This is a genomic window from Wolbachia endosymbiont (group A) of Philonthus cognatus, from assembly GCF_947251755.1.
GTDB classification, from domain to species: domain Bacteria; phylum Pseudomonadota; class Alphaproteobacteria; order Rickettsiales; family Anaplasmataceae; genus Wolbachia; species Wolbachia pipientis.
The window spans coordinates 1,414,558-1,431,234 of sequence record NZ_OX366388.1 but is presented as its reverse complement, the minus strand read 5'-3'; the positions used below and the strand labels follow the sequence as shown (position 1 = coordinate 1,431,234).

At 35.6% G+C, this 16,677-nt stretch carries 2 protein-coding genes; one reads left to right on the top strand and one right to left on the bottom strand.

Features of this window, described 5'->3' with window-relative positions:
* Positions 1-447 precede the first annotated feature (447 nt).
* Entirely contained in the window at positions 448-8,295 is a 7,848-nt protein-coding gene (locus OPR21_RS06605) for an ankyrin repeat domain-containing protein (protein WP_265029867.1), read from the top strand.
* A 45-nt stretch (positions 8,296-8,340) separates the two neighbouring features.
* Here OPR21_RS06605 and OPR21_RS06600 read toward each other — a convergent pair whose 3' ends face one another.
* On the bottom strand, positions 8,341-16,677 hold the full coding sequence (locus OPR21_RS06600) for a Tc toxin subunit A-related protein (protein ID WP_265029866.1): 8,337 nt from the start codon (positions 16,675-16,677) through the stop codon (positions 8,341-8,343).

The window sequence follows — 16,677 nt, the reverse complement described above, 5'->3', positions numbered from 1 at the left end:
AGCCAAGACCTCCACATCTTAACGGCAAAGTAAAGCAATTGCTATGCAAACAGCAGTGTAGCATTTTTCGTCAATATTAGGTTCTGTTTCTAGTGTTTGCGTAGTAGAAATTGCGTCTAGCAGCCTTCTCATCCTATCATTTTTAGCTGAGCCTTTTAGAACACAACCAACTAATAAGGGATAGGACCTCTTGAGCAGATCAAAATATTCCTAAATCGATCTGCTTCATTAACTTCAGCTTCTTTTTCTATTAGGGCTCCTACTAGACTGATATTAAGAGGACAATTCCCAAATCCAAATGTAGGCTGTGTGTAATATCATTTTATGGACCTTGAAAGAAATATTTGCATTGTAAAATGATCAGGTTATATATTAAGAGATTGGAATATTGGCACATATAGCTTCTTACTAGTGAGTGGTTATTAATTTGAAAATTAGGAGGGTAAAGTGGTAGGTCAACAATCTTTTAATGACACTATAACACAAGCTATACAAAATAATGATGTAGGAGAGTTAAAAAAGTTCATTGTTGATGTTGGGGCCAATGATAAAGATGGCTGGAAGTTATTACACTATGCTGCCAAATTTGGCAGTTATAAAGTTGTAGAGCATTTGGTAGATAAGGAAAATGCAGACATTGACGTTAAAACTAATGAAGGGAATAAACCTTTGCATATTGCAGCTGATAATGGACATAAAAAAACTGTGGAGTTCTTTATTGATAAAGGAATGGATGTTAATGATCAAGGTAAAGATCAATGGACCCTTTTGCATTATGTTGCTAATAAAGGTCACTTAGAGCTTGTGAAGTTTTTACTAAGAAAAAATGCAACCATTGATGCTCAAGATGAAAATGGTAGGACACCTCTTCATCTTGCTGCCGAAAAAGGTCATTTGCCAATTGTAAGGTTCCTAATAAAAAAAGAAGCAAATATTGATGTTCAAGACTCCAGTGATAAAACACCTTTACAAGTAGCTATCGAACAAGGTGATAGTCATGAGAAGGTTGTGAAATTATTGAGAAGCAGAGGATTATTTAATGCTGTAAAAAGTAATACTCTTGACGATAATCTTGATGAAATTAAAGAGTTTTTCAATAATAAAATTGATGTTAATTATTCAGACCAGAATGATTGGACACCACTTCATCATGCTGCTGGTAAAGGTTGTCTGAAAATTGTGGAATTTTTAGTAAGAAAAGGAGCAGACATCAATGCTAAAACTGATGATAGAGACAAGCCTATACATATCGCTGCAAAAAATGGACATAAAAACATTATCGGATTTTTCATTGATGATCAGAAATTAAGCATTAATGAGCAAGGAAAAGATAAATGGACACTGCTACATTATGCTGCTGCAAACAACCATCTTAACGTTCTACAGTACCTAATTGAGGATAAAAAAGCAGATATTGATATACAAGACAAAGATAATTGGACGCCTTTGCATCATGCTGCTAATAAAGGTCATCTACCAATCGTAAAATTCCTTATAAAGAAAGGAGTAAACATTAATGCTGAAAATTCTCAAGGTAAGGCACCAGTAGATCTGGCAAATGAGTCTGAAGTAATTCAATTCTTACTGAATGAAGCACTATTTAATGCTGTAAAACAAAATAGAGTATTGGAGGTGACGAATTACCTTAATAAGAAAGTTAACGGCACAAAAGTTGAGGTTGACTATAGAGATCAAAGTAACGGAACTTCGCTTCACCACGCTGCACAGCATGGCTATTTAAATATAGTTGAACCTTTAATTGAGCATGGAGCTAACGTAAATGCAACTGATGTAAATAAGTGGACTCCACTGCATTATGCATCTGAAGGCGGACATCTAAAAATCGTAAAATTTTTAACGAAAAAACGGGCAGACATTAACATTAGAAATTCCGATGAGGACAGACCATTACACGTTGCAGCCAAAAGTGGGCATCAGTCAATAGTAAGATTTTTCATTAATGAACGGGGAATGGATATTAATGATTCAGGTAGAGATGGTTGGACACCACTTCACTATGCTAGTGCAAATAATCATTCACAAATTGTAAGTTTTCTTTTAGGAAAGGTAGGCATAGATATTACTATCGAAAATGCTCAAGGTAAAACACCTTTGGAACTTGCAAGTGGTAATCAAGAAATTATAAGATTATTGCAAAGTAAGTCATTGCTTGATGCTATAAAACAAGAAAGATATGTTCAGGTTCAAAAGTCTCTTGAGAGTGGGGCTGATCCTAACTCTCCAGGTGAAGGTAGTTGGACACCACTCCATTATGCAGCTAAAAAAGGTAACTTATCAATTGTTATTCTTCTTATAGAAAAAGGAGCAAATATTGAAACTCAAAATTCAGATGGGAATAAGCCCATACATATCGCTTCACAATATGGTCATACAAATACTGTAAAGCTTCTACTCAATAGCAAAGTTAATGACAGGGGTAAAGATAACAGAACACCTCTACACTATGCTGCTGAGAACAATCATTTTGAAATTGTCCGATATTTGGTAGAAGAAAAAAGCGCAAACATTAATCTTAAAGATGCCGATGAGAATAAACCTCTGCACTTTGCGGCAAAGAATGGACATACGGATATAGTAAAGTTTTTTCTTGATAAAAAGCTCAGTGTTAACGATTTAGGTAAAGATAGCTGGACACCACTCCATTATGCCGCTGAGCAGGGCAGGTCGGAAGTTGCAGAGCTTTTGATAACAAGAGGTGCAGATATCAATGCAGAAAACTCTGGTGGCAAAACACCTCTACAACTTGCCAAGGATGAAAGAGTCAAGGAGTTATTGTTAAATAAAGCGCTTTTTGATGCTGTGAAAGAAGGAAGTTTAGTTAGAGTACAAGACTCTTTCAGAGATGGGGCTAATGTAAACTCTACTAATAGGTGGGGATTGGGGCTTTTACATGTTGCTTCTGTAAGAGATGATTTACCATTAATAAAGTTTTTGGTGGAAACTCAAGGAGCGGATATCAATGCTAAAACTAAAGATGGAGATAAACCTTTACATATTGCCGCTGAAAAAGGTTCTTTAGAGACTATAAAATATTTTCTTAATAGAAAAAATAGTGTAAGTGAAGCAAACGTTGGAAAGTTAAATGTTAATGACAGAGGCAAAAATAATTGGACGCCTCTACACTATGCTGCCAAATATGGCCACTCAGAAGTAGTAGAGTTTCTTATAGGGAATGGAGCAGATGTTAATTCGATAAGTTTTGATGGAAAAACACCATTGCAGCTTACTACCGAAGAGCGCATTAAAGGGCTCCTGCAAAATGAAGCATTATCTCGTGCTGTAAAATTGGGGAATGATGATGAAGTTATAAGGTATTTAGACAGCGGAGCCGACGTTAATTACTCAAGTAGGAATGGTTGGACGGTATTGCATGATGCATCCAGTAAAGGACATCTTGGAATTGTAGAAGCGCTAACTTCAAGAAAAGCAAATATTAACGCTCGAGATTCAAATAATAACAAGCCTTTGCACATTGCTGCTGATTACGGTCGTAAAAATATAGTCGAATTTTTTCTTAGGGAGCCAAGAGTAGGTCTTAGTGTTAATGATATAGGCAAAAACAATTGGACACCGCTGCACTACGCTGCAAACAGAGGCGGTTTAGCAGTTGTAAAGCTTCTCATAACAAAAAAGGCAAATATTAATGCCCAAGACTCTAGTGGCAATAAGCCATTGCATATTGCTGCTGATAATGGACATAGAGGCATTATAGAATTTTTTTTAAGACAGCATGAAAACGAAGTAAGTATTAATGACAAAGGTCATGACGATTGGACTATGCTACATTGTGCTGCTGATAAGGGTTATCCAGAAGTTGTAAAGTTCCTGATAGAAAAAGGAGCAGATATTGATGCTAAAAGTACTGACAACAAAACACCATTGCAATTAGCTAGTGGTAAAAATCATCAAGAAGCGACCAGGTTATTGCTTAACAATGCATTATTTAATGCTGTGAGACAAGGAGACCGTGGTAAAGTTGAGCAGTACCTTGTTGATGGAGCCGACCCTAATTATAAAGGTAAGAATGATTGGACACCATTACATGACGCTGCTAGCAAAGGTTATATTGAAATTGTCAGACTTTTAAAGGAACGAGGAGCAAATGTTGATGCCAAGTCTTATGATGCCAAACCTTTGCATTATGCTGCAAGAAACGGGCACGAAAATTTGGTAAAATTTTTACTACAAGGAAGGAGAGAAAATGTTGACGATCGTGGTAGAAATAATTGGACGCCGCTACATTATGCTGCTAGACATGGACGCTTGGCAGTAGTAGAACTTCTGGTAGGAGAAGACGCGGATATCAATCTTAGGGATACTAACAGAAATAAGCCATTGCATATTGCTGCTCAATATGGTCATACAAACGTGGTGGAGTTTTTCCTAAGGAAAAACAGAGAAGGGTTGAGTATCGATGACAAAGGTACAAGTGGAAAAACAGCTTTGCATCAAGCAGCTGAGAAAAGCCATTCAGCAGTTGTAGAATTTTTGATAGAGAAAGGCGCAGATATCAATATTCAAGATTCTGAAGAAAACATGCCATTACAACTCGCAACTGACCATGAGATTATTAAATTGTTACAAAATAAGGCGTTATTTAATGCTGTTAAGCAGGGAGATCGTGATAAAGTTAATGAGTATCTTAATAATGGAGCTAATGTTAACATTACTAATAAATGGGGATGGGGAATGTTACATACCGCTGCTGCAGATGGTAATCTATCAATAATCAGGTTTTTAGTAGATGATAGAGGAGCAGACATTAATATTAAGAATATCGACAGAGAAAACCCATTACATATTGCTGCTAAGAACGGGCAAGTTGATGTTGTAGAGTTTTTCCTTGATCGTGGAGCAAGTGTTGACAGTCTGGGTAAAAATAACTGGACACCACTGTACTATGCTGTTGATGGAGATTATTTAGAACTCTCGAAACTTCTACTCAAAAAAGGTGCGAACATTAATGCTAGAAGCACTGATGATAGAACAATATTACAACTTGCTGAGGAAAAGGATCATAGCGAGATTGTTGATTTGTTGTTAAACGAAGCACTGTATTATGCTGTATTGCATAATGATATACCAATGGTTAAAGGATATCTCAAAAAAGGAGCTGATGTCAATTATACTGGACATAGTGATTGGACATTGCTGCATTGTGCCACGGATTTAGGAAATTTAAAGCTTGTAAAAGTTTTAGTCGAAGAAGGAGCAGATATTAATATTGCAGCTAATGATGTAAAGCCATTACATGTTGCTACTTTGCATGGAAATAGAGACATAATAGAGTTTTTTCTCGACAAGGGTGCAAATGTTAGCGATCCAGGTTATAAAAGCTGGACACCATTACATTATGCAGCTGAAAAAGGCAATTTGAGCGTTGTTAAGTTTTTAGTCAAGAAAAAAGCAGACATTAATGCCCAGGACTTTAGTGGTAGAACGCCATTACAGTTAGCTACTGAAAAGCGCAATCTTGAAGTGGTAAAAGCTCTGTCAGGTGCAGGTCTATTTTATGCAGTAGAGCAGAAAGATTTAAGAAGAGTTGAGTATTATTTTCATATAGGTGCAGATGTTAATGCAGGAGATAGCAGTGGTTTTACGCCACTACATAAAGCTGCATCACTTGGTGACCTAGAAATTGTAAGGTTTTTGCTTAACAAGAATGCTAGTGTTAATGCTAAAGATAATAAGCATTATTTTAGTGCATTACATGAAGCTGCAAAGGGTGGTAACTTAGAGGTGATGAAATTGCTTATCGGTCATAAAGCAAATATTTGTGATAACGCAAGAAATGGAGTAAACCTTATGCATATTGCTGCTCAATACGGTCATAAGGACGTTGTAGAATTTCTCCTGAATGAGAGGATGTCGGTTGATGATTGTGATAATGATAAATGGACACCACTTCATTATGCAGCTAAAGGCGGTAATCTGGAGATTATAAAGCTCCTTATATGCAAAGGAGCAAGTGTTGATGCACAAGATTCTAATAGCTTAAAACCTCTGCATGTTGCTGCTCAACATGGCCATACAGATTTAGTAGAGTTCTTTGTCGTAGAAAAGAAGTTCAATGCTAATGATCAAGACAAAAACAATCGTACAGTAATGCATTATGCAGCCGAGAGCGGTAATTTACGTACTATCAACTTTCTCTTCAATAAAGGAGCAGATGTTAATGTACTTGATGCTAGGGGCGTAAGTCCTTTACATGTAGCAGCTGAGCACGGGCACAAAGCTGCAGCTGAGTTTTTCTTAAATAGAAGATTAAACATTAATTATCCAGACAGTGATAATAGAGTATCACTCCACTATGCTGCCAAAGGAGGTAGTTTGGAAATGGTTAAATTGCTTTGCAACAAAGGGGCAAATGTAAATGCCAAAGATTCTAATGATGGAAAGCCTTTTCACACTGCTGCTCAATATGGTCATAAAGATATTGTAGAGTTTTTCATTATACAAAAGCTGTTAAGTGTTAATGATAAAGGTAAAGATGGTTGGACACCTTTATATTATGCTGCTAGTGGCAGGGATGATATAACTCATAAATATGTGAACGAGAGTAAGCTTCTGGAAGTCATCAAATTTCTTTTTCGTCAAGATAGGAATGTTATTAACACAAGAGATTCCTATGGCGCTGGGCCTTTACATATTGCAGCTGAGTATGGACATAAAGGTATTGTAGAGTTTTTCATGCAAAAGGAATTAAACGTTAACAGCACTGATTTTGACCAACTAACACCTTTGCATTATGCTGCTCTACATAGCCATTTAGAGGTTGTAAAGCTTCTTGTAGAAGAAGGAGGAAATATTAGAGCTATAGATAATCATGGTAACAAACCAATGCACTCTGCAGCTAAAAATGTGCATAAGAACATTGTACTGTTTTTTGTACAGCAAGGATTAAGTATCAATGATCCCAATACTCGCAAAATGTGGACACCGTTACACTATGCTGTTTATTCTGGTAACCTAGATTTTGTTCAGTCGCTTTTAGCTGAAGGAGCAGACTTTAATGCTATAGATACTAATGGTGCAAAGCCATTACATATTGCTGCAGAACGTGGGTACCCAAGGATTATAGACCTTTTAATCAACCAGGGGATGAGTGTTAATGATTTAGGTAAGAACAATTGGACACTCCTTCATTATGCCGCAAGAAACGGTCACTTGGACACAGTAAGGTTTTTAGTGAAAGAGAAAAGAGCGGATATTAATGCGAAGGATTCAAGAAGTAGAAAGCCATTACACATTGCTGCTGAGAATGGACATAAGAATATTACAAAATTTTTCCTTGATAAGGGATTGAGTATTAATGATCAGGATGCTAGGAAATGGACACCACTCCATTATGCTGTTAGTCATGGTCATTTGGAGACTGTAAAATTCCTTATAGAAGAGATGGGAGCAGATGTATACTCACTCACTGTTAACCGTGAGAGTCCTCTTGATATAGCCATTGCTAAACAATACGAAGGAGTTGCAGAATATTTAACTCAAGTACAGGAAAGAAGAGGTCAAAGAAATAGACGTTTTGCTATTGCTGATCAATCACAAAGTAGCGGAGCAGGCACACAAACCTCATTTATAAATAGTGGAATAACTTGGATAAAAGATTGGACAAGCAAGTTATTTTCACAATCGATCAAAGCCATAGAGCAACCAAGTTCTTTAAATTATCCTGTTTCTTTACTTGAAAAAGATCGCACGAATCAGAAAACATCATCTCCTTACTGCCAAACAGCTACATCGATTATTCAAGAGAGACTTAACAATATTAACAGTGGGGATATGATATTTTACTATATGTTATATAGTTGGTTTCAGGGAAATAAACATAAAATCACACCTGTAAATTTTGAGAACAATGGTTTATCTAGTGAAAGCATAATCGCATACTCATTACGCGTCGGAGAAGAATTTACACTAGCAGTAAAAAATGCAGCATATAGAAGTGGTATAGCGTGGAAGTCATTAAAAATTGACTTTTTAGAAGTACAAAAAGCTATTTCAGCGAAAATTGCAAGTGGTGATTCAATTCCTAGTCTTTTAGATTCATATGTAGACAAAGCATGTCTACAGAATTTAAGCTCAAAACAGGTTAATAATTTTAAAAGAGCTTATAATAGCGAAAAAAGTCAAATTCTATATGACAATTATTATGAGCTACAGAGTAGCCCAAGCAAAATCCAGGCTGATGTTCAGGTTGCTTCTCATATGCAGAACGTTTTTGTAGAAAAATGCATAAAAAACGAAAGTAAAGAAGCGCTGACATAACTATATAAACCTGCTACTCGTTATTAAAATAGCAGGTTTAGGAGGTTACCAATTAATCATTGCTTTATAAGGAACCATAATCATGATTTCCTCAATTTTGTTTGTATCAGCGTTGTTAATTTTCATACTCCAATCACTGCCAATTGTAAGTGAAGGATTAACAATCTTTTTAGAATTACGTTCCCAACTATAGTTATTCACCTTAATGGTTATTCTACTCATATCTGGTGTAGTGGGTATAACACAAATATTATTTTCTCCATCTAAATCAACAGATGGGTTTTTAATGTGAATAGGGAAAATTTCAGAGGATAGTTTGAATTTCAGTTCAGCAGGACGTCCTTTTGTTTGTTTAAATTTTTCCCATTCTTCTGGGTAAAGAGTACTTAAATTTGCTACTAATGTGCCTTGATAATACTTTATTTGATCAAGATTTTTTACTTGACGACTTAAAACCTCACCTCCATTTAGAGCTGTATAGTCCAAATGAATTATCACATCAGAAATAGTACTAATATCAAACCTATTGGTTGCTTGAGGAAGGCTTAATTCCCAGGTAGAAACTGCACCTGTGCCTTCAAATGGTAAGTAACGTTCATCACCAAAACTAAGTTCAAATAACCCACTATCTTGATCAGCTTTTGAGATAGCAATTTCTTGATTTGGCTTCCAGTTAACTCTTAAAAGATCAGTTTCAGGCTGTTCTTCTTCACTTGGGTTCACTAAATATTCAATTGCGTTTATTGCACCATCACTTTTTAACACTACTTGGTTACTTGTTTGTTGCAAACTTGCATGAACATTTTCATAAGGACCAACTACTGCTGGAACAGTAATCTTTATATCTTTAATCTTACGAGCATAGTGACCAGGGAAATCCAGATCGAAAAGTTTTTCTGTGAAAGGGAATTTACAACTGCCTTTAGCTTTAAGATTATAAAGTGCTATAGGATCGAGTTGTTTTAGTGAAACTACTTTAGTGATTTCTAACCTTCTTTCATTGATGTCATGGTACTCTTTGTCAAGTTGCTCAAGTTCAAACTTTAACTTTTGCCCTGAAAGTAGGCCTTCTTTTAAACTGTTCCAGTGTCCAGATTGAATGAATGTTTTATCATTATCAATCTCATACTGATAAGCCCATTCAGCTTGCCTTGCAACTTCTAGTGCAAGTCTATAAGTTTTAATATATAAGCTTTTAAGTTCTCCCTTCATCCAGCTATATAACTCTTGGTTAGTAAATTTACTTCTAAAGAACTCTTCTTTTTCTCTGATTTGCTTGATTGATTCCTTGTGGGCTCTAAGGTCTTGTGTAGCATTAGCTTGATTTATTCTATTAGCTTCTATTTGATGGCTAATTTGCTCAACATCATGAGTTGCCATGATTTTTTGCAGATCCCAATCTTGTGCCCGTCTTTCGTAGCTTGCTGAGATACTGAGATTCTGCGAGAGAGCACCAGTTACACTAGAGAATATTTCAAGCCCACGTGCTATTGAATCTGCTGAACTACCAGGTTGAAACCCTCCACAAGAAAAGCCAAATATTGTAGGAATAGCGTGTAGCGGAGCTGCAACTTGTCTAGCAATACCTGCTGCAGCTAATGTAATTGTTGATGCTACAGATGTAGCCATAGAAGAAATTTCAAGAGCTGACCAATCTTGTTCAATCAATTTTTCATAATGAGATTTTCGATCTCTTGCACTGCTTAAGCTTGCATTAAGGGCTTTAGCTTCTTCTTTTAATGTTTCTACGGCTTTTTCCTTAATAGTTGTCATTAGGTTAGCCATTGTAGCTTCTTGCTTGTTGTAAAGCAAGGTAAGTGCTTCAGCATCTTTCTTTTCTAAAATACTGAGCAACTCTGAACCAATTTGAGTAACAGTATCAGCAATTGATTTAGCATAAGTGATCATGTACTTAAAGCGATAATGAGGTACTTGAGCTATCTTTGGTAACCTTATAGTACTTCCACCTGCTGCTGCACTTACCAATTGCCTTGGGTCAATTGGTGGTTGAAATAGAGGAAGCTCTAAACGTTTACCTTTGATATCCAAGCAATGTCTTATTTTATAAAGACGATCCTCAATTCTATCCCATAAACCAATAAAGTCTTTATTTTCCGGAGTACAGAAATAGCTGCAATATTCAGTTGTATCAGATGAAACAGGATTAAGTGCAAATTGACCATTCCCACTACTTTGGGCTGGGGTTATTGTTTCTGCTTTACATAGCATTTCCCTGTTAGCAGTTAATACTTCGCACACGTTTCTAGATCTAATTTTAAATTTTCCTTTCTTTTTAGGCTTTTCTCCAAGAAGATCCCAAGCTCTGATATAAAGCATTGTTGCTTGATTAATCCCCTCCCATGAGTTTTGAGAGAATAGCATATCACCCCAGTCAATTAGATTATCTACATACGATATGATTATGTATTTTTCAAAAGAAACCTTTCCCTCTTTGTCAGCTTCCTTATATGGATTAAGTGAGTCAACTAATTCTCTGCTATCACATTGGTGATTAATATTGCCTGGAGGACATTTAGTTTTAAAAGGAGAAAATTGCCAAGCATTACAATCTTTTTTGAGAGGGTTAAAGATATATTGGTACCACTTACGTGCCTCAGCAAACTTCTGCTCCTGGTTGAAAAGATATGCAACCAGTGTTGGAATATGGAAGAATATTTCCCATAAATATATTCCATAAAATCCGTAGAAGTTGAGAGCTTGTTGCTTCTCAGACATTAAGATAACCTCTGTTCCTTTTGTATAAGCTTCTCTGTAAGCTTCACTAACAAATTCAACAACTGTTTTATCTTTATAACTGTCTTGTTTGTTATCTGCATCCCTTCGACTAACTAAAGCTTTAGCTAATTCTACCTCTTCATCTTGCTTTACTTTGTTTAGCGCTTTATAATCCTTATGCTTTTTACCGTTAATTTCATATTCTGTTTTCTCTTTGTTTAAGGATTCTATTTTATTATTAATTTCCTTTATTTCATTTTTCTTGTCTGTTATTTTCTTATCTAATTTGCTTATTGCATCTGTAAGGCCATCTATGGTACCTTTTCTCTGCAACTCATTCTTTTCTTTTTCTAAAATCTCTATGGTTTTTTCCTTTGCTAATTTATTAATCTTATCAATCAGCTCCATTATTTCTTTCTCTAGATCTGTTAATTGTGTCTTCACTTCCTCTCTTTTACTTTTTGCAATCTGCTTTGATTTTGTTAGCCTTTGCTTCAAATTATTTACTGCTGCCTGTAACTTTCCTTTTTCTATTGGTACTGTTGTTAAATCGTCTTGTATTGACTCTTGTTGTTGTAGATTATCTAACCGTTTCTTCAGATCTTCTGCGTTTTTCTGTAAATTGTTTTCGTTACTTTTTCTATCTGCTATAGCATCTATCTCACTTTGCAGTGATTCTTTTTGCTGTACTTTGTCATTCTTTTCTTTCTCTAGCCCTTTCAGATTTTTTTCTAATTTTTTTACCTCTTGGCTACCCCTTTCTATTCTTTCTTTTATTTCTTTTTCTTGATCCTCAACGCTTTCCTTATATCGCTTTTCGTACATCTCCCCGATACTTTTTTCTATATCTGCTGATTCGATACTATTGAAACTTAAATTTGAATCTACTTTTTCTATACTTAAATTCTTTTTCAATACAAATCGGCTATTTTCAAAACCTTCTTCCAATGATACAAATATTATTTCCCTTTTCTGCTTATCAAAATGCGCTCCTAGCTTTCCTCTAAATTCCTTACTTATATCCTTTGATTTTTGCGCTTCACCTTGTATAAAGTTGTTTAGACTTTTAATCTTGTTCTTAAAGTATTCTATAGCTCCTTCTACAGGTTGATTTATAGTCCATTCACCATCTTTGCTATAATTTACTTTTGTCTTCTCATCCCTTGCTCGCCAATTTTCACATATTTCTTGGTATTTCTTATTCTGATCTCTTAAATCAAAATTTTTTCTTATCTGAGACTCAAACTCTCTACTTACAATAACCTCACTTGGCAATTTCTGCTGAGCGGACCAGCTACCATCTACTCTTTTAAAAATATAACTCACATTCAAAGTAGAGTCATTAATTGACACATCCTCAATTTGCTTTTGCTTTTCAGTCTTTTGTAGCCAAAAAATAAATACTTTACCAAATGCATGAATTACCCTTGCTAAACTAGCCGATACTTGTGTATTGACTTTTTCCCAAGGTAGCCAATTTTGCACCTTACCACCTCCAAAATCAGCAACACGATAATAGTAAGCATAAGGTTCTGCTTGAGTTCGACCTAGAATGTGTAATATATTATTCGCAAAATAAGTATCAACTATCTGCAAATTAATAAGCTGTGAAAAATCTTCAAAGTACTTAATATATGCATAAGCTGCTTCTTCGTCTGCAAGATTGCCTTGCATTAAAGTATTTTGTAATTCCCTATACTCTGCAGTTGCAGATTTACGTAGCGTAGGGTTGAGGTAATTTTCAGGGTATAATGCAACCTTTTTAGTTGCTTCCCATTCTCTATAATTATCCAACAAATCCCACATTTCCTCGGTTAATTTAGAATTAACTGTTACTCCTTCTTCGAGACCCAATATGCAACGGTGAATATAAAGCTGAAGACTATTTAGCCCTGCTTTGAGCGGAGAAATTTTTGAGCAATCGCTCATTTCAACATCGATTAATAGGAATGCGTATAGGTTGCGCATATTCTTGTTCTTGATTCCAGGGTATGTGTGTAACATGTAACCTGCCAGAATATTGCGCTTCTGGTTTTCTAGATGTTCTTTTACCCCCTCTACATAACTTAGCAATTCCCGTAGTTTCCTTTCAATGCCATTGTACTTATTCCATCCAGTAGATGCTGGTAAATTATGCAAGTCTTTTAGTTCCAACAAAATCTCACCAGCTATTCCTGATTGCTCTGACATGTACGTAAAAGACTTGATTTTTAGTAAAGAATCTAGAGGGTGATTCTCTTTACTGAAACACTTTTTAAAAGCATTAATTTCTTTGATTTGATTTAGTAACTTTTTATCCCAATTAGCAAGCTGTGCTATTTTTTCTGTGACTTTGCTTTCATCATAACTGTCACGTAGCCATTCTACATATTGTGAAAGAGTAAGTTCGTTACCTGGAAACTCATCCTGAAGTGTTTTGTAATTTTCAAGAGTCTTAATCTGATCTTCTGTCCACGTTGCTCTTAGCCTATAGGCATCTGCATGATTTGTAATATGATTTATATCTTCTGCATCCATCTTGAGCGTTATAAATACAGCTGTATTATTTAAAAGCTCTTCGATTGCTGCGTCATACGTTACAGATAAACCTATCGAGTATACCCGTTCGTATGTATCACCTTTTGCATTCTTGAAAACTAGAGTTGCTTTATTATTTCGAACACTTATGGAAGTACACTCACCAGGTTTGTAAACATCAACAGCTTTCCAAGCTTTAGCCGTGTCGTCATAAATATCTATTTTTCCACAATATCTTGTGCTACTTGTGATTTCTGCAAGCAATCCATCAGGTATTTCATTATCTACAGCTACATGCACTACCCAACTTTTACTTATAGAATCATAAATATATACTTGACCGGTAGCTCTATTATCCTTCTTCCTTGTAAAAAATATAGCCTTTGCACCGACTACAGCTACTGATACATTTTCACAAACTTCACTAACTGTATGCATTGTCCAACTATTAGCAATACTATCATAAATATCTACTTGTGAAGAGAACTGTTCATTACCCTTATCGCCGCCAAAGAAAATAGCCTGTTTATTAACTACAGCAACTGATGTCATATCACGTGCTTCACTTATTGTATCGTGCACTTCTACCCACTTTTCAGTTTTAGCATCATAAACGTCTATTTTATTGGACCTTGTTTGACCTATTTTACCGCCAAAGAAAATAGCCTTGCCATCAACTACGGCTACTGATGCATTTTCACGGGCTTCACTAATTGTATGTGTTGTCCATTCTTCAGTCTTACTATCATAGATATCAACTTTGGCAGAAGGTTGGTTACCGCCCTTATTGCCACCAAAGAAAATAACTTTTGTATCAACCACAGCTACTGACGCATTTGATCGTGCTTCACTTGCTGTATGCACTATCCATGTTCCATTACTATATATATCTACCGCACTGGATCTCGTATTATTAATTCTGCCACCAAAGAAAATGGCTTTTTCACCAATTACAGCAACCGAAGCATCAGAGCGAGCTCCACTAGCTATATGCTTTTTCCATACTCCATTATCATATGTGTCTACTTGTGATGAGCATAGTTTGCTATCTTTATTTCCACCAAGGAAAATAGCTTTGCCGCCAATAACAGCCACTGCAGCACTATCACGTGCCTCACTAGCTGCTTCAGTTGACCAGCCTCCAGTATCTTCATCATAAATGTCTATTTTTCGTGAGTATTCATTTTCACTTTTCTTACCGCCAAAGAAAATAGCCTTTGCACCAACCGTTGCTACTGCAACATTCTCTCTTGGCTCACTAATTGCATGCTCTACAAGATCCTTTTTAAGTACTTTGCTTTCTCCAAGAAAAACAGCCTTTTGACCAATGATTCCTACATCATGAACGATACTTTTATCTAATGATTCAAGCCTTAGCAGTTGTAAATTTGTTGGTTGTTTTTTTGTAAACTCATGTGTTGCAGCTAGTCCTTCTTCATTAAGCTGTTCTCCTATATATTGCAGTACTAAGTTATGAAAGGCTTTTTCATCACGCTTTAGCTCTGGATCCCTTTCCAGTTCTTCACATATTTTGCTTATCTGTTCTGTATACTTATGAGAAAGCGCAGAAGAATTTACCAGTGTACTTAACTGCTCAATAGTGATGGAATTGTTGCTTAACCAATCGCTTAACTCAATAACGTGCTCTACGTTGTTTATTGTTAGCTCACTAATGTTTAACTGTAGTAAAATCTGTATAACTTCAGCTATTGAAATATTCATCAACTTTGCTAGCAGAATTTGTTTGTGTACTTCTAAAATAAGCGATTTTCCAGCTTTGCTTGATACTTTGTCGTTATAATTAATCAAAGAAGTCAGTTCTTCCTTACTGATGTTCCAAATTTTTTGTAATACGATGCTGTTATCTATGTTTGCAACTAAATCTTTAAGCTTAAATTCACTTGACAAAGCCTTAGTCAAATTGCTTAACTGTTTAAACAATAATTTAAACCTTTCAGTTAACCGGTCGAAATTGTGTAAAAATTTCTGCTCTTTGACACTAATTTTTTCTTGTTTCTTGGCTTTCTTGCTATGAGTAGTAGATTTATAGTTATCAAGCAGCCATTCCACTTCCTGACGTTTGACTCCAGTTCTTGCAATGAATTCATCAAAATTTTCTTCTTTAAATGGTTCAGAAGGTTCCTCTATACCATAAATTTTCTTTAAGTCTGATGCTTTTACTCCTTGTAAAAAGAATAGAGATTCTGCTGCATTACTAGCATCTTCTTTATTTTTACTGGCTTCTATTGATATAGAGGCATCTTGGTACAGTTTACATACCTCACTCAAAGGCTTCTTAAATTTTTCCTGTAAGTTTTTTATTCTGCTTATCTCCTTTAAAGAATTTGCATCGATTTCTTTTATTTTTCTATTATCAACAGCAATCAGTACGCCACTCAGTTCGTCAAATGACCAGCCAAGTTTATTTGCAAGGCGAATAAAGCGATGTAGAAAGCCTAATGCCTGATCAATGTTATCTATATTACCAGAATTGATACTTAGCTTATTGGCAGGATCAATTCTGTTATAGCAGTCAATTAGCCACTCTAATTTATCAGAGTCTATATTAGTTTGAGCAATGAACTTCTCAACGTCTTTAAGCTCACTTTTACTTATACCATAAACTTCGCTTAAGTTAGAACTTGCAGAAGTAATAAGTTCATATTCTTCTGATGAAAGACCTAAAGATTCTGCAACGTTATCAGCTTCTGGTTTTAGCACCTTATATAGATCAGCTAAAGTAATGCCTTGTTTTTCGAGATAAGCGCGTATGCTAACTAAAGGAAAATTAGCAGGCAAGTTAAAAGGATATTTAGCTGTTGCTAACTTCTGCAGAGCATTTCCACCTAGCTTTTTACCTAAGTTTTCTTCCATTATTTCATTAGCAATTTCCAGATATAGCTTTGTCTTGTTAGTGCTATCACAATCCAGTGGAATTTTGAATAAGTCAGGACGACGTGTTTTAAGTTGATGTGTTGGGATGTACTTTTCAATTGTCTCCACCAACTTAACAAAATAAGCCGCTGGACTTAAGACTGACTGGCAATGGTCACATTCGTTATAACCATCCTTAGTTTTAAATATATCTTCAACTATGTTGCTATCTGCATTAGTACTTGTGGTTGTCAT

Coding starts and splice junctions, on each gene's coding strand:
- OPR21_RS06600 (WP_265029866.1), bottom strand. CDS start 16,677: ATGACAACCACAAGTACTAATGCAGATAGCAACATAGTTGAAGATATA.